19 protein-coding genes are annotated in these 19,853 nt (G+C 41.6%); 12 read left to right on the top strand and 7 right to left on the bottom strand.

All coding sequences use genetic code 11. The features are described 5' to 3' along the window. Positions 1 to 63: 63 nt before the first annotated feature. On the bottom strand, positions 64 to 927 hold the full coding sequence (locus tag GQR89_RS14205; RefSeq protein WP_158770642.1) for an OmpA family protein: 864 nt from the start codon (positions 925 to 927) through the stop codon (positions 64 to 66). 211 nt (positions 928 to 1,138) lie between these two features. Here GQR89_RS14205 and rnt point away from each other — a divergent pair, with 211 nt between their 5' ends. Further along, positions 1,139 to 1,774 carry a ribonuclease T gene (gene rnt, locus GQR89_RS14210; RefSeq protein ID WP_158770643.1) on the top strand — a complete coding sequence of 212 codons (636 nt, stop codon included), beginning with the start codon at positions 1,139 to 1,141 and terminating at the stop codon, positions 1,772 to 1,774. An 81-nt stretch (positions 1,775 to 1,855) separates the two neighbouring features. Here rnt and GQR89_RS14215 read toward each other — a convergent pair whose 3' ends face one another. Next, a complete protein-coding gene (locus tag GQR89_RS14215) occupies positions 1,856 to 2,461 on the bottom strand; it encodes a peroxiredoxin C (protein WP_158770644.1) in 606 nt (201 codons plus the stop codon). Between the two features lie 267 nt (positions 2,462 to 2,728). Here GQR89_RS14215 and GQR89_RS14220 point away from each other — a divergent pair, with 267 nt between their 5' ends. After that, entirely contained in the window at positions 2,729 to 2,923 is a 195-nt protein-coding gene (locus GQR89_RS14220; RefSeq protein WP_006993419.1) for a bacterioferritin-associated ferredoxin, read from the top strand. Between the two features lie 177 nt (positions 2,924 to 3,100). Here GQR89_RS14220 and GQR89_RS14225 read toward each other — a convergent pair whose 3' ends face one another. After that, complete coding sequence (locus tag GQR89_RS14225; RefSeq protein ID WP_158770645.1) at positions 3,101 to 3,427, bottom strand: Grx4 family monothiol glutaredoxin; 327 nt, start codon at positions 3,425 to 3,427, stop codon at positions 3,101 to 3,103. 267 nt (positions 3,428 to 3,694) lie between these two features. Here GQR89_RS14225 and GQR89_RS14230 point away from each other — a divergent pair, with 267 nt between their 5' ends. The 8 genes from GQR89_RS14230 to GQR89_RS14265 all read left to right on the top strand — a co-directional run bounded on the left by GQR89_RS14230 (position 3,695) and on the right by GQR89_RS14265 (position 12,819). Continuing rightward, positions 3,695 to 4,276 carry a Fe-Mn family superoxide dismutase gene (locus GQR89_RS14230; RefSeq protein WP_158770646.1) on the top strand — a complete coding sequence of 194 codons (582 nt, stop codon included), beginning with the start codon at positions 3,695 to 3,697 and terminating at the stop codon, positions 4,274 to 4,276. 393 nt (positions 4,277 to 4,669) lie between these two features. Then, on the top strand, positions 4,670 to 6,592 hold the full coding sequence (locus GQR89_RS14235) for a PrkA family serine protein kinase (RefSeq protein ID WP_158772276.1): 1,923 nt from the start codon (positions 4,670 to 4,672) through the stop codon (positions 6,590 to 6,592). 45 nt (positions 6,593 to 6,637) lie between these two features. Beyond that, entirely contained in the window at positions 6,638 to 7,921 is a 1,284-nt protein-coding gene (locus tag GQR89_RS14240) for a YeaH/YhbH family protein (protein ID WP_158770647.1), read from the top strand. Between the two features lies 1 nt (position 7,922). Then, positions 7,923 to 9,467, top strand: a complete 1,545-nt coding sequence (locus GQR89_RS14245) for a SpoVR family protein (protein WP_158770648.1) — start codon at positions 7,923 to 7,925, stop codon at positions 9,465 to 9,467. A gap of 58 nt (positions 9,468 to 9,525) precedes the next feature. Then, positions 9,526 to 9,861, top strand: a complete 336-nt coding sequence (locus GQR89_RS14250; protein ID WP_158770649.1) for a VF530 family DNA-binding protein — start codon at positions 9,526 to 9,528, stop codon at positions 9,859 to 9,861. 10 nt (positions 9,862 to 9,871) lie between these two features. After that, complete coding sequence (locus tag GQR89_RS14255; RefSeq protein ID WP_158770650.1) at positions 9,872 to 10,366, top strand: M48 family metallopeptidase; 495 nt, start codon at positions 9,872 to 9,874, stop codon at positions 10,364 to 10,366. Positions 10,367 to 10,391: 25 nt separating this feature from the next. Further along, on the top strand, positions 10,392 to 10,760 hold the full coding sequence (locus GQR89_RS14260; protein WP_158770651.1) for a YacL family protein: 369 nt from the start codon (positions 10,392 to 10,394) through the stop codon (positions 10,758 to 10,760). A gap of 199 nt (positions 10,761 to 10,959) precedes the next feature. After that, positions 10,960 to 12,819 (top strand): choice-of-anchor I family protein, encoded by a 1,860-nt coding sequence (locus tag GQR89_RS14265; protein WP_158770652.1) that lies wholly within the window; start codon positions 10,960 to 10,962, stop codon positions 12,817 to 12,819. Positions 12,820 to 12,900: 81 nt separating this feature from the next. Here the strand turns inward: GQR89_RS14265 and GQR89_RS14270 are convergent, their stop codons facing one another. The 3 genes from GQR89_RS14270 to GQR89_RS14280 all read right to left on the bottom strand — a co-directional run bounded on the left by GQR89_RS14270 (position 12,901) and on the right by GQR89_RS14280 (position 15,783). Continuing rightward, complete coding sequence (locus GQR89_RS14270; protein ID WP_158770653.1) at positions 12,901 to 13,305, bottom strand: BLUF domain-containing protein; 405 nt, start codon at positions 13,303 to 13,305, stop codon at positions 12,901 to 12,903. 132 nt (positions 13,306 to 13,437) lie between these two features. Beyond that, on the bottom strand, positions 13,438 to 14,721 hold the full coding sequence (locus GQR89_RS14275) for a sodium:proton antiporter (RefSeq protein ID WP_158770654.1): 1,284 nt from the start codon (positions 14,719 to 14,721) through the stop codon (positions 13,438 to 13,440). Between the two features lie 525 nt (positions 14,722 to 15,246). Continuing rightward, positions 15,247 to 15,783 (bottom strand): hypothetical protein, encoded by a 537-nt coding sequence (locus GQR89_RS14280; RefSeq protein ID WP_158770655.1) that lies wholly within the window; start codon positions 15,781 to 15,783, stop codon positions 15,247 to 15,249. A 492-nt stretch (positions 15,784 to 16,275) separates the two neighbouring features. On the opposite strand from GQR89_RS14280, the gene GQR89_RS14285 reads away from it, so the two are divergent. After that, positions 16,276 to 17,616 carry a Na+/H+ antiporter NhaC family protein gene (locus tag GQR89_RS14285; RefSeq protein ID WP_158770656.1) on the top strand — a complete coding sequence of 447 codons (1,341 nt, stop codon included), beginning with the start codon at positions 16,276 to 16,278 and terminating at the stop codon, positions 17,614 to 17,616. Between the two features lie 149 nt (positions 17,617 to 17,765). Here the strand turns inward: GQR89_RS14285 and GQR89_RS14290 are convergent, their stop codons facing one another. Then, the gene (locus tag GQR89_RS14290; RefSeq protein ID WP_158770657.1) at positions 17,766 to 18,737 is read right to left on the bottom strand and encodes an aldo/keto reductase family oxidoreductase; all 972 of its coding nucleotides are present in this window, start codon (positions 18,735 to 18,737) and stop codon (positions 17,766 to 17,768) included. 151 nt (positions 18,738 to 18,888) lie between these two features. Between GQR89_RS14290 and GQR89_RS14295 the strand changes: the two genes are divergently transcribed. Further along, positions 18,889 to 19,791: a LysR family transcriptional regulator gene (locus GQR89_RS14295; RefSeq protein ID WP_158770658.1), complete on the top strand. Its 903-nt coding sequence runs from the start codon at positions 18,889 to 18,891 to the stop codon at positions 19,789 to 19,791. Positions 19,792 to 19,853 lie beyond the last annotated feature (62 nt).

Raw genomic sequence — 19,853 nt, forward strand, 5'->3', positions numbered from 1 at the left:
TTAGCATTGAATGTTAATCGGCTTTGTTGATATAGAGTTTATAGCATTGGAAATGTAACTACGTTACGGCTTGGCCATCCGAATGACCACACGACGGTTCTTTGCTCGAGACATTTCATTACTATTTGGGGCGACATGCCTACGCTCACCATGTCCGGTAACATCGATGCGTTGAGGCTCAACTCCCATCTCACTGAAGTAATTTTTAATTTCCACAGCTCGGCTGACGGATAACGTGTGGTTCATATCTCGACCACCATAACTATCGCTATAACCATCAAGTAATACTAAATCCATTTCGTTGTCTTCTTTCAAATACTGACCGATCATATCCAATCGACGTTGAGAATATTTGGTTAGTTCCGTGCTGTTTTTTTTGTAATCCAAGATCGTATAGGCAATATCATCAAAACTATAAGGCAATAGATCGGCAACGCATTGGGCGAAGCTTTCATAGGGTATGGCGAAATTACTGGCATTTAGCCCAACAGCTATCTTGTCGTTCTGGTTATACCAATCCTGATAATAGATAGTCGGCCAGAAGCCTTTCTCGAGTTCAGACAACATGGTCCAAGCGGCCTGCTCAGGTAGATCTCCGTTATATTGTTTACGAATGGTCATATCAGCAATTGCGTGCTGCATTTGGCCAGGCATCCATTTAGGTGGCACTGAGTATACGGCGGCCATACCAAAACTTTTCGGCAGTCGCAGCATATCCAGCTCAAACTCCATATTCAATTGCTTAGATGCCATGCTGGTAAATAATGCCTGCCCGTAACCAGGTATTTGATGAGCCAGCGTACATTGCAACCGATTATGTTGGCTTAATTGCCAATCAGAGGTCTCTATCTTAGCTGCATATTGACGTAAACCTGCGGATAGAGACCCCGCAAACGTCAGTGACACTACAAATAAAATTATTTTCATAAGTCTTTTTTCGTAATAGTAAGTTCAGGACAGGGAATATCCCCATGCGTCTAGATTGTTTATCGACTCACCAAGTAAAATCTTAACCCTAAATACACCTATTGCCCAGCCTGCTTAAGAATAAACTTCCGCAGATAATTGCCTTTCAAGGGTGGCAGGGACTAAGGATAATTGACATAATCACGCCATATTTTTCTCCTACTAGGCCGCTATGTCAGATCCCCAATTTCTTCTTAAAGACAGATTCAGAGGCTACTTCCCAGTTATTGTTGATGTCGAAACGGCTGGCTTTAATGCCAAAACGGATGCGTTACTTGAAGTGGCAGCGATCACTACAAAAATGGATAACAAAGGTTTTTTAACACCCGATAAGACCTTTCACTACCATGTTGTACCATTTGAAGGCGCAAATTTGGAAAAAGCCGCACTAGACTTTAATGGTATAGATCCTTGGTGCGCGCTGCGCGGGGCATTAGATGAGACTGAAGTCATTAAAGATTTATGTAAGCAGATCAGAAAGGAGCAAAAAGAAGCAGATTGTCAGCGCTCAGTCATGGTCGCCCATAATGCAGCATTCGACCTAGGGTTTATTAACGCTGCGATTGAACGCAGTAAAATTAAACGCACGCCGTTTCACCCATTTGTATCTTTTGATACCACAACCCTGTCGGGTCTGGCCCTTGGTCAAACGGTTTTAGTAAAAGCCTGCCAAGCAGCGAATATTAGCTTTGACCAAAACGAAGCCCATTCTGCTTTATACGACACCCAAAAAACAGCTGAACTATACTGTTACATTGTGAATAAATGGCAAAGCGCCTGCGGATGGCCAACGCCTGAAAAAGATTAGCGCATCGGAAATGACGGTATTAGAGACAAAAAAAACCGCTGAAATCAGCGGTTTATTTATTCGTTGTTCACTTTACTAATATTAAAGTGAATCAGCGTTCTGTGAAAGATAACTAGCAACACCTTCAGGGCTGTCTACCATACCTTTTTGGCCAACTTGCCAACCTGCAGGACAAACTTCACCATGCTCTTCATGGAAGTTAAGTGCATCAACCATACGCAACATATCATCAATGTTACGACCTAAAGGAAGATCGTTAACGACTTGGTGACGAACAACACCTTCTGCATCAATCAAGAACGAACCACGAAAAGCAACACCAGCATCTGGATGCTCAACATCATATGCTTGACAAATTTCGTGCTTAACATCGGCAACCATTGCGTATTTTACTTTGCCGATACCGCCATCATTGATAGCAGTGTTACGCCATGCGTTATGGGTAAATTGAGAATCAATAGATACAGCAATTACTTCAACACCACGTTTTTTGAACTCTTCATAACGTTTGTCAAATGCGATCAATTCAGAAGGGCAAACGAAAGTGAAATCAAGAGGATAAAAAAACAATACTGCTTTTTTGCCTTTGATCGCTTCACTCAAGGTAAAGTTTTCGACTATATCGCCATTTCCTAATACAGCTGCGGCGGTAAAATCTGGGGCTGGGCGACTAACTAAAACACTCATTTTGATCTCCATTCTTTTTGGGTTTAAAAATAACTGGCACATAGTGTAACGACAATTAATCGGTTATCACACTCTTTTAGCATCAAGATATAGTAAGCATTGAATAGTAAAAACCAAGGGGTCGATAGATAATTTAAACAGCTATTATTTCTCACCCTACTAGTAGCAATAGATAGGCTATTAATTATGCAAAATTTGCAATAAAGGCTTGAAATTAGTGCAAACAACAATTATTATCATTTACATCAAGATTCAGTAAGGTTAATTATGTACGTTTGTTTGTGTCATGGTATCACCGATAAAGCAATTAAACAGGCCGTTCGCGAAGACGGTGTGGGCAATATGCGTCAGCTGCGTGAAGCGCTGGGCGTTGGTGATCAGTGCGGCAAATGTGTACGAATGGCGCAAAGCATCGTTGACAATACTATTATTGATGAATCCCTGTTTAAAGAAGTGTGTTAACCCAACCTACACAAACATATCGATTTATTAGGGACACAGAGACCAAACTTTAGCTTTCCGGTCATCATTCTCGAATAAAGAGAAGCGAAAACAAAAAAAGAGTCTTAATCGACTCTTTTTTTATATCTGTAAATAACACATCAACTACGGAAAACACGACTCCGCATAGGCTGTAGACTACTTTGCGCGTTTTGCTGCACTTTCTTTAACAAGTGTCTGCAACTCACCTTGCTGGACCATTTCCATAATGATGTCACAACCACCCACTAATTCACCGTCGATCCACAATTGTGGGAAGGTCGGCCAATCAGCATACTTTGGTAATTCAGCTCTAATGTCAGGGTTTTGAAGAATATCTACATAAGCGAATTCTTCTCCACATGTCATCAAAGCTTGTGAAGCTTGTGCCGAAAAACCACAGTTCGGTAATTTAGGTGACCCTTTCATATATAAAAGAATTGGGTTTTCGCTGATTTGCTGCTGAATTTTTTCAACCGTTTCCATGAACACTCTCACTAAATATTTGAATAACACTAACAATGCGGCCAAGTTTACCGTTTTCAACGGCATTATACCAATGCCGACTTGTGATCTTTATTGCTTTCAAATTATTATCTACTTATACCCTTGTAATGTAACCTAAGCGCCCAAAGATCGGTGACTGGGTTTCAGAATAACCTTGGGCAAGTCTTTTTATATTCGTGTATAGAAAGCTAGCATTTTTACAAGGTCAGACACACGATTATTGTTAACTTTAAATGGAGAAATATCATGGCTTTCGAATTACCAGCTCTTCCGTATGAAAAAAATGCATTAGAACCACATATCTCAGCTGAAACGCTGGAGTATCACTATGGTAAGCATCACGCTACTTACGTCGCTAAGCTAAATGGCCTAGTTGAAGGTACTGATATGGCGAACAAAGATCTTGAAGCGATCGTTAAATCGTCTGAAGGTGGAGTTTTCAATAACGCCGCGCAAATCTGGAATCATACATTTTACTGGAACAGCCTAAGCCCAAATGGTGGCGGTGAACCAACGGGTGCACTAGCTGATGCAATTAATGCAAAATGGGGTTCTTTTGCTGACTTCAAAGCAGCGTTAAACGATAAAGCTGTTAACAACTTTGGTTCAAGCTGGACGTGGCTAGTAAAAACGGCTGACGGCAGCCTAGACATAGTAAATACCAGTAATGCAGCGACGCCGCTAACTGATGCGAGCCTAACTCCTCTACTAACTGTAGATTTGTGGGAACACGCGTATTACATTGATTACCGAAATGCTCGTCCTAAATACCTTGAAGGTTTTTGGGCATTAGCAAACTGGGATTTCGCTGCAAGCAACTTTGCATAAGCAATTCCAATTCTGATTGGCCTGATCATTAAAGACAAGGCGAACAGAATACCAAAGGAGCCTCGATAATATCGGGGCTTTTTTATGGTCGAAATATAATTTTTCAGCAATGAGACCTCACATTTGTTGAGTAAGTATTATTCGCCTTGCTAATAAATATGTATTTTATATCGGGTGTTAAAATTACCGCACTGCATTTTTCATTACAAATATTCGTCCTTTCACCCCACTGCTATCTTCTTTCCTTAGAATGACACTTATTTCATTAGTGCTTAAATCTCATTATTTTCCTTCTGCTAGTAAATATTGTTCTAAATCTGAAACATACAAATGCAAATAAGGGTCTAATCTTAAGGGTGCAAGCTGGAATTTTTCTATATGAGAGGTTTAGTTATGGGAATTTTAGAGCAATATCAGTCAAGGTATGAGGCCCGCAAGGAAGAGGAACTTAGCATTGACGAGTTTTTAGAAATCTGTAAATCAGACAACGCTGCTTATGCTAATGCTGCTGAACGCTTACTTAAGGCAATAGGTGAGCCAGAAATGTTAGATACGTCAAAAGATACGGCGTTGAGCAGAATATTTTCCAACCGTATTATCCCCCGCTACCCAGCTTTTGACGGTTTCTATGGCATGGAGGAATCAATCGAACAAATTGTTTCTTACCTGCGTCATGCGTCCCAAGGACTTGAAGAGAAAAAACAAGTACTTTATTTGCTTGGTCCTGTGGGAGGCGGAAAGTCATCATTAGCTGAAAAACTTAAAGAATTAATGCAGCAACAGCCCATATACGTGCTAAAAAATTCTCCTGTAAACGACCATCCTTTAAGTTTATTTGATGTAAATGAAGACGGCCGCTTACTTCTTGATGAATATGGTATTGCCCCTCGTTATCTTAAAACTGTTATGTCCCCATGGGCACGCAAACGCCTACATGAATACAATGGTGATATTCGTCAATTCAAAGTCATCAAGTTACATCCGTCGATTTTGGATCAAATTGCAATCGCTAAAACAGAGCCTGGAGACGAAAATAACCAAGATATCTCAGCTTTAGTAGGAAAAGTCGATATTAGACGCCTTGAACATTACGCACAAAATGATCCCGATGCTTATAGTTACTCTGGTTCGCTTTGTCGAGCAAATCAGGGATTAATGGAATTTGTAGAAATGTTCAAAGCCCCAATTAAGGTGCTACACCCTTTGTTAACAGCAACTCAGGAAGGCAACTACAACTCGACTGAAGGTTTATCCGCGTTACCTTTTGAGGGGGTTATATTGGCCCATTCTAACGAATCAGAGTGGCAAACCTTCCGCAACAATAAGAATAACGAAGCGTTTTTAGACCGGGTATTTATTGTTAATGTTCCTTATTGTTTGCGGGTATCAGAAGAAATTCAAATTTACCAAAAATTGATCGATAACAGTGAATTGGTTGGTGCTACTTGTGCACCTGACACGTTGGAATCGTTGGCTCAGTTTAGCGTATTGTCTCGACTCAAAGAGCCAGAAAACTCGAGCATTTATTCAAAAATGCGGGTCTATGATGGGGAAAGTCTGAAAGACACCGACCCAAAAGCGAAATCGTATCAGGAATACCGAGATTACGCAGGAGTTGATGAGGGCATGCAAGGTCTGTCTACTCGTTTTGCATTTAAGATTTTGTCTAGGGTATTTAACTTTGATCAACAAGAATTAGCGGCCAACCCAGTGCATTTATTTTACGTGCTTGAACGTCAGATTGAACGGGAGCAATTCCCCACCGAGCTGGCAGAGAAATATAAAGAGCATTTGAAAGGCTACCTGATCCCTAAATACGTAGAATTCATTGGTAAGGAAATTCAAACCTCGTATCTAGAATCATATTCAGAGTACGGCCAAAACTTATTTGATCGCTACGTCGTATATGCTGATTTTTGGATCCAAGATCAAGAGTATCGCGACCCAGAAACAGGGCAATTATTCGACAGAGAAGCATTGAATACTGAACTTGAGAAAATAGAGAAGACTGCTGGTATCAGTAATCCCAAAGATTTTCGCAATGAAATTGTTAATTTCGTCTTGCGTGCCAGAGCTAACAATGAAGGCAAAAATCCGAGTTGGACCAGTTATGAAAAACTCCGTACCGTTATTGAGAAAAAAATGTTCTCGAACACCGAGGATTTACTACCGGTGATCTCGTTCAACAAAAAAGGCTCAACAGAAGACGAGAAAAAACACGATGACTTTGTACAGCGGATGGCAGAGAAAGGTTATACCCAGAAACAGGTAAGACTACTATGTGAATGGTACTTGCGGGTTAGGAAATCCTCTTAATCCATATTACAACACATCCAATGGCATCCATTGAGGTAAAGCAGTATGGCCCATTTTATTGATCGACGACTCAACGGCAAAGGGAAGAGCACAGTTAACCGACAACGATTCCTGCGCCGCTACAAGGAGCAGATCAAAAAGGCCGTGGCTGACTCTATCAATAAGCGCAGTGTGACTGACATTAATAGTGGTGAGAAAATTGGTATTTCGAGTCGCGATATTTCAGAGCCCATATTTCATACAGGTAAAGGGGGTACTCGCGGTATAGTGCACCCTGGTAATGATCAATTTAATGCGGGCGACCAGATTAAGCGCCCTCAAGGCGAAAATGGACAAGGAAATGGCAGCGATGCTAGTAATTCAGGGGAAGGCCAAGATGACTTTATTTTCCAAATATCCAAAGATGAATATTTAGATTTGCTGTTTGAAGATCTTGTTTTACCCAACTTGCAGAAAAATCAACAAGCGCATTTTGTTCAATACGAAAGTCATCGAGCGGGTTTCGTATCAGACGGTGTACCAAGTAATTTAGATGTGGTGCGCTCACTAAAAGGATCGGTTGCCAGACGCATAGCGTTAACCGCAGGTAAAAAAAGAGAATTGCGTGTGCTTGAGCTTCAATTAACTGAGCTAAGCGCTGAGAAAGTACCTGACCAACTTCGAATTATGCAGCTCGAAAAAGATATTGAGGCATTAAAAAAGTCCATTGCACGGGTGCCCTTTATCGATACCTTTGATTTACGATTTCGTAACTACCAAAAACGTCCCATCCCGTCGAGTAAAGCGGTTATGTTTTGCTTGATGGACGTTTCCGGCTCAATGGATCAAGCCACCAAAGACATGGCTAAACGCTTTTATATATTACTGTACCTTTTTTTAACCCGAACTTATAAGAACGTAGAGGTGGTGTACATTCACCACCATACTCAAGCCAAAGAGGTAGATGAACAAGAATTCTTTTATTCCACAGAAACAGGCGGCACGATTGTATCCAGTGCATTAAAACTTATGCAAGATATTATCGCCGAGCGTTTCGACAGCCATGAGTGGAATATATATGCAGCCCAAGCATCTGATGGTGACAATTGGACAGAAGACTGTCAAATTTGTACACGTCTATTAGAACAAAGCTTGTTACCCATGCTGAGGTATTTCGCCTATATCGAAATAACCGATCGTCAACATCAGAAACTATGGCACGAATACCAAAAACTCTGCGAAACACACCTTAATTTTGCGATTAAACACATCACAAATGTCGCTGATATCTATCCAGTATTCCGAGAGTTATTCGACCAAAGTGTCGAGAAACCAAAAGGAGTGTCATAAGGTGAGAAGAAAGCCCAAAGAAAATACATTAAATGATGGACCAGATTGGACATTCGAATTATTGACCCAATACGAACAAGAAATAGACCGAGTCGCGAAACATTATGGTCTGGACATTTATCCTAATCAAATTGAAATCATTACCGCTGAACATATGATGGATGCCTATGCGAGTATTGGCATGCCCGTTAATTATGCCCACTGGTCTTATGGAAAAAAATTCATTCAGTCAGAACAAAATTATCGTCGCGGACAAATGGGCCTAGCATATGAAATCGTTATTAATTCAAATCCCTGCATCGCTTACTTAATGGAGGAGAATACTATTACCATGCAGGCGCTAGTGATCGCCCATGCGTGCTACGGGCACAATTCTTTCTTCAAAGGTAATTACCTGTTTAAGGCGTGGACGGATGCCAGCTCTATTATTAATTATCTATTGTTCGCTAAAAACTACGTCACTCAGTGCGAACAAAAATACGGTGTAAGCGAGGTCGAAAATGTATTGGACTCCTGCCATGCGCTGATGAGTTTTGGCGTTGACCGCTATAAACGTCCGCAAAAAATTTCTTTGCAAATTGAACGAGAACGTCAGCAAAATCGAGAACAACATATCCAGTCTCAGGTTAATGATTTATGGCGAACACTACCTAAATCAGAGGCAAAAGATACCCAGCAAGCACAACGTTTTCCCTCTGAACCGCAAGAGAATTTGCTATATTTCATTGAGAAAAATGCGCCCCTGCTTGAACCTTGGCAACGTGAGTTAGTCCGTATTGTACGCAAGATTTCACAATACTTTTACCCGCAAAAACAAACACAGGTGATGAACGAGGGTTGGGCATGCTTTTGGCATTATCATATTCTTAATCATCTTTATGATGAAGGGAAAGTCAGCGACAAATTTATGCTGGAGTTCTTACATAGTCACACCAATGTTGTAGTTCAACCAGCCTATAATCACCCCAATTATTCAGGTATAAACCCTTATGCATTAGGTTTTAATATGTTTATGGATATCAAACGCATATGCCAATCGCCAACTGATGAAGATAAGTCTTGGTTCCCAGATATTGCTGGTAAAGATTGGGTCGAAACCGTACATTTCGCCATGCAAAACTTCAAAGATGAGAGCTTTATCAGCCAGTTTTTATCACCAAAGTTGATGCGTGATTTTAAGTTTTTTGCCATCGAAGATGATGAACAAAAAACGTTTATAGATGTATCTGCCATTCATGACGAAGTGGGCTACCATACCATCAGAGAAAAGCTGTCAGCTCAGTATAACTTGAGTAACTTAGAGCCAAATATTCAGGTGTACGAGATTGATGCCAGTGGCGATCGCTCTATCACTCTTTCCTATCTACCTCAACACGGTATTCCTTTGGCTGACAGCTATCATAAAGTCCTTCAGCATTTACATCATTTGTGGGGATTTTCTGTTAAATTAGAACAAGTGGATGAACAGGGCTCACGACGTTTGCTTGCAACCTATCCTGAACAACCATCGGGTTCAGTCGCAACCCCACAAGGCATTGTTATCTAATGTGCTTTCAGGCGTAAAATACTTTACGCAATATCAATTTATTTCAGATGTGATCAGTATGACAGTTCAGAAAAATAACCCTTTGCATGGGCTAACTTTGCAACAAATCGTCGAAACATTAGTTGAAAAACTGGGTTGGGCGCAAATGCACGAGCAAGTTAAAATCAATTGTTTCGGCAGTGATCCAAGTGTTAAATCAAGTCTAAAGTTTTTACGTAAAACCCCGTGGGCACGCAGCAAAGTTGAAGAGCTTTACCTATATACGATGCGCCGTTCGGTACCTAAATCTCAGTCGACAAGTCAGACTAGATCGCCAGAACCACAAAACACACCAACTGCCTCACCCTCGACAGATTTTGTTTGGCCTGAGCCCAAAAAACCGAGCGACAAATAATTCCATGAGGATGAAGTACTTAGCAGCATATCCTGAACACTTACAGGAAAAAATTGAACGACTATTAGTGGAAAACAAACTCAAAGAGTATATTTATGCGAACTATCCAAGTGTGCATGAAGTAAGTAACGATAATGCCTTGCGGGAGTACGTAATGGCGTTAAAAAATCGATTCATGCGCAAGTCGTCACCTCTGAGCAAAGTTGCATTTGATCCCAAAATTCATGTGGTAAATCATGCCTTAGGTATGCACACCTATGTTTCTAGAGTGCAAGGCGGGAGACTGAAAAGTAAGAACGAGCTTCGTGTCAGTACACTGTTTAAGCGTGTACCAGAACCTTTTCTAAATATGATCGTGGTACATGAGTTAGCGCATTTAAAAGAGAAAGACCACAATAAGGCCTTCTATCAACTGTGTTTGCACATGCTGCCTAATTATCATCAGTTAGAGTTTGATTTGCGGGTTTACCTCACGCAAATCGAAGAACGAGGCGACATTTTTTAACCTTTTACTTTGGATACCCTACCCTATGGACTATCAATTTATTAGAAACGACCGGGCCGAACCCATGGCGATATTTGATATGGGTGCGGAAACACTTGGCTTATGGTTTAGTGAAGAATTAGGTCGTGATCATCATAAAATCGCACACCTTTTAAATGTGATCAAACAACTAGAAAACAAAGATATTGAGCATTATGAATTATGCGGACGAGAATTCAATATGGAGTTAAACCGCGATGAGGTCGAGGTTTATGCAACTATTACTCGCGAAGAGGGAGAGATAGATATTCCTCAAGACACCGAATTGTACGACCAAGAGTCTATTAGCGGCTGTGGTCTGGAAGATTTCAAAAGTGTGTTGTTATCTTGGTCCAATTTTATCGGAAGCGCTTAACCTAGACTTTAAACACAGTTAAGCCCCTACACTTCTTTTTTGCTTAGTCATTGCTTTGCCCCACACATTTTACTGTTTTGTGCTTTGATTACCTACCTATTATGTCCACTGTCATGATTTGTTCATTTTTCTGTCGTTAAAAAGTCACACAGCAACTTTATGTTGCTCAGCTGCTTTTAAAAATTAAAAAGGAACATTTGTGAAACCACTTAAACACACCTTACAACTTAGCTTAATTAGCATGGCGGTCGTTTGTAGCTTATCTGGCTGTGCTCTAGACGGAGACGATGGCGAGGCTGGCGCTACGGGTAATGCGGGCATTGATGGCACCAATGGCCAAAGCTTTCCTCGAGCATTAAATATTGAAGTAGTGGGTCGTTTTGCTGCAGGTGGTATAGAAATTTTCGGTAAAAGTGCCGCCGAGATTGTGCAATTTCATAAAACGTCAGACAGTGCATTTGCCATTAATTCGGCGCTGAATCAAATAGAAGTAATTGATCTAACAGGCCTTACAAAAGCGCCTGTTGCTAATCCATTCTCTGATGCTAGCCTACAGTCCAGTACTTTTAACTTTGCTGATACCGTGACGGTAAAAAGTGTTGACGGATCAGAACAAATTATGACTTTAGGCGCAGCGAATTCCATTGCTATCCATAATGATCTGCTGGCAATAGCGGTTGAAGCCAGTGTAAAAACAAGCCACGGAGCAGTATTATTCTATCGCCTAGATGCAACCGGCCAAGGCAGTTTCATTAAAGCTGTCGGTGTAGGCGCATTGCCCGACATGGTCGCTTTTAGCCCAGATGGTTCTAATGTGCTGGTGGCCAATGAAGGTGAGCCAGATACCGAGTATGTCGTCGACCCCGAAGGCAGCGTATCTATGATTACGCTTACAGTTGGCGTACCGAATGATATCGCGCAAATCATCAATTTTACCTCTGATATGACATTTTCTAGCGACGCGCTTAATGAAGAGGATTTCGATAGTGACGAGAAGCGCATGGCATTGCTTAAAGCTGCGGGTGTTAAATTCGCTGGCCCTGCGGGTATGACGGTGGCACAAGCGTTAGAACCTGAATATATTACTTACGTTGCTGATGGCAAAACTGCTTATGTGTCGCTGCAAGAAAGTAACGCAATTGGTATTTTAAACTTGGAAGACTTGACCATTGAGGTCAAAGCGCTTGGCTTCAAAGACTGGAGCAAATACCAGTTAGATTTCACCAACAAAGACGAAATTCCGAAATTTAGCAGTGTCGATGGCCTCTATGGCATGTATCAACCAGATACCATCGCTTCATATCAGTGGAATGACGCCACTTTTATATTATCCGCTAATGAGGGCGACTCTCGTGATTACGACGCTTATTCAGAAGAAATCCGGGTCGCCGATATTATTGATGAAGACGAATTAAACATGACCCTATCTCCTACTCTTCAAGCTGCTTATAACTTAAGTGGTGGCAAGGATGGCTTAGGGCGCTTGAAAGTCACGACTGCATTAGGCGATGCAGATAATAATGGTGAATTTGAAGCCCTGTATGCCTACGGAGCGCGTTCGTTTTCAATCTGGGACCAGAACATTAACCTGGTTTATGACTCAGGCGATGATTTTGGCAAAATTTCAGCTGCTGTTTTAGGCAATAATTTCAACAGTGCCCACACCGAAAACAAAGGTGATAATCGCTCTGATGATAAAGGTGGCGAACCAGAAGCCATCGCGGTGGGTGAAATCGAAGGCAGAATGTATGCCTTTATCGGTCAAGAGCGCTCTGGTGACTTATTTACCTACGATGTAACGGACCCGTTTAATGTGGCGTTTGTGGATCACTATAACAATCGTGATTTCTCCACCAGCTTTGAGTTAGACGATGACTTAGACAACCCTTGTGATGAGGCCGAAGGGATGGATTGTAGCGAAGTCGCTCAGTCTGGTGATTTAGGTCCCGAGAGCATCAAGTTCGTTGCTGCGGACGATAGCCCCAACGGCAATGCACTGTTGATAGTCGGTAATGAGGTCAGTGGTACGGTGACCATTTACCAAGTTACAGAAGAATAATTCCAGAACTCAGCTAATGAATTATACAAAACGCCTCTGAATTATTTTCTGTTGAGGCGTTTTTATTTCTAAGGAGTATGCTCAACAAACTTGCTTCAGTAACATATGTATCCCCTGCTGATGCTCTCGTGCGAAAATATCTCGCTGTGCAAAATTGGTTAAGATAGTTGCGGCATCCCCTTTCTGCTGGGCTTCTAATAAAAGCGAAAAACCCATCGACCAATCACCAAATTCACGGACGCTCGTATCTTTAGTCGTAACGATACGAACATTAGTGTGACGCCAGTCTCGCTGAATTTTTTCAAATACGGCACACACATGCTCTTTCTCACCTTCGATAATTTGATAGAAATGTCCAGTCACTGCCACCAACTTACCGCTAATTCCACTCGCTTCATTGCATTGGCGAGCGTTAGAAAGAATATTTTGCATATCTTGCTCATCCAATGTTTTTGCAAAATCACTAACATAAATCAACTGGTACATATCTTGTTTTTATCCTCGACTACATCACGGATGTGAATCAATTAAACTAAAGCAAACCTGCAAATTAGTATGCTATACGATAGTCTAATGGAACGTTGCAAGAACAGCCAAATCACAATCACGTTGATAATATTACTCGTCAGCTTCAGCCGCTGCGATACTTTTCTTAATCAAAGGAGAAATCGTTAGACCCTGAACGACAATCGAAAAAATGACCACAATATAAGTCACGATAACCATCAAATTGTGCAGGTTGTGTCCGTTAGCGAGTACCGTATCAGTAGGAATAGAGGCCGCCATAGCAAGCGCTAAGCCCCCTCGCAAGCCACCCCACGTAAGAATACGGACCGAGTTCAAATCGTAGCGTCTAAATCGACGAAAAACCAAATATGGCGCACCAACACTGATAAAGCGAGCAATGAGTACCGCAGGTATCATGCACAAACCGATGGCTATTTCTTCGAAAGTTAATGTCATACTAACAATTAGCATACCAATCAACAGAAACAGTAACGCATTGAGAAAACTGTCGGTTGCATGCCAAAAATTTTTCACGTAACGAATGCTGGATATACGCGACATAGACGCCGACTTTGAGCGAGTAACATTACCAATGAAAATACCACACATCACCATGGCCAGTGGACCAGAGATATGCATAAGGTTGGCTAATGCGTATCCCGCTGAGGGGATAGTTAAGGTGACGAGTAAACGAATATTGGCATCCGTACTATAAATAATGAGAAAATGCGCCACCACAGCCAACACCAAGCCAAATAAGATCCCCCCAATAGCCTCCACTAAAAATAATTCAGCAACGCTACCAAATGTTGGATCAACATTACTAAATGCCACGGCAAATAATGTTGAAAAGATGACTAAGCCCACACCATCATTAAATAAAGACTCGCCTTCAACTTGAATAGAAATATTCTTAGGTGCATTCATCTGCTTGATGATAGCGAGAACCGCGATGGGATCCGTTGGACTAATCAGAGCGCCAAATAATAGGCAATAAACGATAGGGACTTCCCAGCCGAACTCGGCTAGAATCCACTGGCTCAGGTAACCCACAATAATCGTCGAAACCACCGTGGAAAACAGGACTAGAATGGTAATTTCCCAGCGTTGACGGCGTAATGCACGGAGGTCTATTTCCATTGCGCCAGCAAAGAGTAAGAAACCCAACATGCCATTCAGTAAAAGCTGATTAAAATCTAAACCACCAACGACCTTAATCAGTGTTAATGCAGATTCATCCCCCAGTAATTTTACAGCTAAGATCAACAACAAGGAAATCACTACTGAGCCTGTAGTGATGGCAATAGTAGTCTGCAATTTAAGTACGAATTGATTAGTAAATGCGATAAGGACAGCTAATGCCCCTAAGAAACAAATAAGATACCAAGCATCCATGGACGTTCCTATTAGTGAATTTTGCTAGTGTGAGAGTGGTGTTGAGTGTCAAAACTCGATGGCGGCTATCTTAACCTAAAGTCTATAAATGATCGTAAATTCGCCTGTTAATTCCTCTGCATAAAGTGTTATCGAATGTAACTCTCATCATCATTTGTTAATGGTGCCACAAGAAAAAGTCTGACGGGTTAATTGGTAGCAGTTTTATGATTATCATTTTAATATAGACGATAAAAGCAAGAAGATAATCTAGGCCCTAACTGACCTAACGCCGTATCTCAGAGCAACTGGTATGCGGCCTATTTATTTTGACCGATGCAATTTTAACGGTGAGTCGACAAACTACCTGTTGCTTTGAGCTTTAAGAAATCATTGTTCTTGGGAAAGAAGACAGCCCCTGACTTTAAAAATGTTAAAAAAGCCTGATTTACTCCTTAAATAACATTGAAGTTTAAATAGCCTAATATTAAAAGCGAAGTAATGACCTTGTTTAGATACGTATGTGATATGACTTCTTCCTCTTCACTATTTAGCTAAGAGAGCCAGATGAGATCCTTCCATTTCTTGCAACGCTTCTTTTTCTTTAACGGCGACTAGAAAGGGTTTGGGTGGATTCACCACATCAATATCTACCTCCAATCTAAAATAATAGATGTTTCCTGGGGATACTTGAAAAGAGTGGAGTTCTTCCAATTTGATAGTAGAATTTATTTTTTGCGCTTTAACAGCTTGGATAGTATCCATAAACGCTGAAAAAGTGGATATAGGTAAGTAATGAGGAGATATTCTTAGATCAGACTTTAACGTAACAGTTTTGGGTTCTGAATCGTAAACTAGATATGTATTAGTTGATAAAATTGCTAATGCATTCATGTCCTCAGTAATTAACCAAGAATAACCACTACCATAAAAAGTATCATCCTTATAAATAATTATACGCGCTTTGTCAGCCTCGGTAACAGCTTCATTGGCGTTAAATGCCTGTCCTCTCGGTTTAGAGGCGCAACCGAAAAGAAATGTGGAAAACAATAAACTAATACATATCATTTGATTAAACGTCATTTTAAATCCCTCTACATTTAAGTAAGTGGTTACTACAGAATTCAGTGCCTTTTGTTTTCCAATACAGCTTTAGAAATAAAAAACTGCCCTTATAGGGTAAGTTAACCTACCAGTCAATTCAATGAGTTCGCACTAATTTTGAGTGATGCCATCGATGATAAGAGCGTGTTGATTTTGTGTAGACGTTAAAAAGTTAGCTCTGTGTTGATTCAAATACAATGCTCATCTTCACAAGCAAACCATTAAAATTGCTATCAAATGAGTTTAAAGATGCTATTGCATAAACGTTGCTTAGGGGAATTAGATTAGCATTCCTATATAGAGCCGAAGCACTTCACATCATATTTCACTTTCATCTAACGCCATTTTCGACAACAAAGACTTGGGCAACTATTTAATAATGGGAGAAAATACTGGGTTTATACCAACTTAACTTGCTATTTCTGTTCAGACGTTTAGTATTTTGGACGTCTAAACGTCCATGGTAAATTTATGCAAGCACCGATACCTTCGTCGAGCTCATCTTCGACATCAGCAAAACTGGCACTTCTGCCATTATTGACCTTTTTGATTCTGTTTTTAGGTGTCGGCTTTTATTATCAAGCACAAGGAATTGAATACGCGTTTTATCAGTTGCCCTCCCCTTCGGCCTTGCTACCAGCTGTTATTTTAGCGGTTTTACTGTCTCGAGAGTCGCTGACCGCAACCATTGCCCGTTATATAGAAGGCGCTGGGCATAGCAATATCATTACTATGTGTTTTATTTACCTACTTGCTGGCGCCTTTTCTGCCGTAGCAAAAGCCACAGGCGGTGTGGATGCAACGGTTAACCTAGGTCTGAGCATTATTCCCGCACAGTTTATATTGCCGGGGTTATTCTTAATAGCAGGTTTTATTGCTACGGCAATGGGTACATCAATGGGCACACTTGCTGCGCTTGGTCCTGTAGGGTTAGGTGTGGCTCAGGCTACTGGTATTGAGCCGGCATTAGTGGCTGGAGTATTAGTCAGCGGTGCTATATTTGGTGATAATCTGTCTATTATCTCTGATACCACGATTGCCGCAACCCGAACTCAGGGATGTGAAATGCGCGATAAATTTAAAGCCAACTTACACTTAGCTTTACCAGCCGCGTTTATCGTCATAGTGTTACTCGTTGTGTTAGGAGAATCCGGTGAAGTCACAGCGCCTCAGGGTACGAATTGGCTACTGGCTCTTCCTTACCTGCTGATTTTAGTATTGGCTGTGGCTGGTTTAAATGTATTTGCAGTGTTGGTCATAGGCATATTATCCAGTGCCATCATAGGTATCAGTGTGTCTGACTATCAAGTCATTACTGTGGGACAGGACATCTATACCGGCTTTGGTCAAATGCAGGAAATTATGATTTTATCTCTAATGCTCGGAGGCTTATCCGAGCTAATGCGCCAACAAGGCGGGATCGACTTTTTGCTATCGACTATCAGTAAGGTCATTCGGGCGCTAGCATTGCCCCTCAAAATAGGTAATTCATTAGGTATCGCCGTACTTATCAGTGCGTTAAACATTTGTATCGCCAATAACACTGTATCTATCATAGTGGCCGGAAGCACCGCCAAAGCCCTTGCGGAACAAGGCGGAATAGAGCCTAAGCGTAGCGCAAGTTTATTAGATATTTTTGCCTGTGTAATACAAGGCTTGATACCTTATGGCGGTCAGTTATTGATTATAGGCGCGACGTTTTCATTGTCGCCAGTAGAAGTTATCCCCTACTCTTTCTACTGTTTTATCTTAGCCGCTGTGACCATACTCAATCTGATTTGGAATGCAAAGCAAACCCCCGTTAAACACTGAACGTTATCGGGTAGTTATATGACTATCAGGCCGATAAGCTGACAAACGAATACATCGCATCTATCGCTGAGTAATCGACCTTATTTGCAGTGCGCTTTCCTAGGCCATCATACAGTTTATCAGGATGTGATTAGAGGTATAAGATAAGGTTATGGCAGTTCGTAGCCTTTTGCACTTTCATACAATGCGTACCAATGCTCACGATTTAACGTGATGCCCATAGCCTGACATGCCCCCGCGATGCGGCTACAATCCGTGGTACCAATTACAGGTTGAATATTGTCAGGATGGCGCCTTAACCAGGCGAGTACGATAGCTTCAGCACTTACATCGTACTCATTAGCAAGCTTAGCGACCAACACACTTGTACGTTTTACTGCATCAGTTTTATCCATTACGTCCCGTCCAGAAAAAAGACCTTGGGCTAGACTGCCCCAGCTTTGCAGCTGCATACGTTCACGGCGGCAATAGGCTAAGGTTCCAGCATTGAAGTTAATATCACGCCCGTCACAATTACCAGCGTAGACCCCTTCATCAACCCAGTCTTGCTTAAGTAAACTCGCTTCAATTTGGTTAGCCACCAGCGGCATATCGAGGGCTTGTTGCAATAAGGCAATTTGATGATGATGCATGTTAGATACACCGAAGTAATGCACCATGCCTGCACTGCGTAATTCTTCAAATACCTCGGCAATTTCCTCTGGTTGCATAAGCGGATCCGGGCGATGCAGCATCAGAACGTCAAGATAATCCGTCTTTAAACGGCGCAAGCTTCCTTCTACAGAGCGGCGGATCCAATCGGCTGATAAGTCGTATCGTTTTGGCCCATGAGAATCGGCGAACCGAATGCCACATTTTGTTTGAATATAGATGCGCTTACGCAATTCTGGGCACTGTGCAAGCACTTCACCGAATACTTGTTCGGCTTTACCTAAGGTATAGATATCAGCGTGATCGAAAAAATTAATACCTGCTTCCAAAGCAGTGTTCACACATTCATTGGCTTGGTCAATTTGTGCACCGGAAATGGGTTTATCATCCCAACCGCCCCCTAACCCCATGCATCCATAAGCGAGTGCGCTCACACTGGGTAAGTAGTTAGCTAAAGGTAACTGCGACATGTGTCGTCCTTAAAAAAATACTCCGTTCATTTGCACCTAGTGTAGCGGGTTAAATGCAAAGCAATAGTGCGAGTTACTGAAAACATTGTTTGATATAACGAACAATACGGCGCTACACTATTGCGCTAATTCGTCACTCAAGGTTGCAACCATGAGTCGTGAGCATAAAAAGTTTGAACGTCTAATTTTATTTAGCGAAGTCGCCAAACAATTAAGTTTTACCCGGGCGGCGCAAGTGTTGGCCATCTCTAGAGGTTATTTGTCTGAACAGATCCGCAAACTCGAGCAAGATTTGGGCAAGCACTTGTTTATTCGCTCCACCCGCAGCGTATCTTTGACCGAAGAAGGCACCCAGCTACTCGTTGGCATGAATCAAATAAAAAGCGCGTTGTTAGAGCTCGAACGAGAGGTCCGTCATGATAATGATATACTCGAAGGCATTTTACGGTTAACCGCACCGAGTCAATTTGCACAACGGTACGTGCTAGATTTGTGCAGTGATTTCCAAAAAGTGTATCCGAGTATCACGTTTAGCGTAGATTGCAGCTATACCCCCTATGACTTAGCAAAAAATGATTTTGATTTAGCCTTTAGAGCAACCCAGTCACCCCCACAAAATATGGTCGCCAAAAAGTTGTTTGACTACCGACACGTGTGCTGTGCAAGCCCAGAGTATCTTACTGAAAAAGGCACTCCAAAGCAGTTTTCGGAGCTTTCTAAATATAGCTGTTTAAGCCGCACGTTAACGGCCGTATGGACAATGTCAGAACAGAAGGTCGAAGTGAATGGCCCGATAGCAGTTAACGATAACCTGATGTTGAAAAATCATGCGCTACATGGAAAAGGGATAATTTTGGTACCTGAGTATTTAGTCGATAAAGAAATAGCAGCAGGTCAGCTAACCTCCCTCTTTGCCGGCGAAATACAGCCTGATTTCACCATTTATTTAATTCACCCTCAGTTAATTCACCAATCAGCTCGATTAAAGGCCTTTATCGGATTTACTCAACAGTATTTTAAAAATAACGCATTAGAAGATACCGAGTCTCGATAATTTTTTTCGCCCTTAACAAAGCCCCCCACTACTGTAAACAGCAATGGGGTGCTTTCATTATG

The organism is Paraglaciecola sp. L1A13 (assembly GCF_009796745.1).
GTDB lineage: Bacteria > Pseudomonadota > Gammaproteobacteria > Enterobacterales > Alteromonadaceae > Paraglaciecola.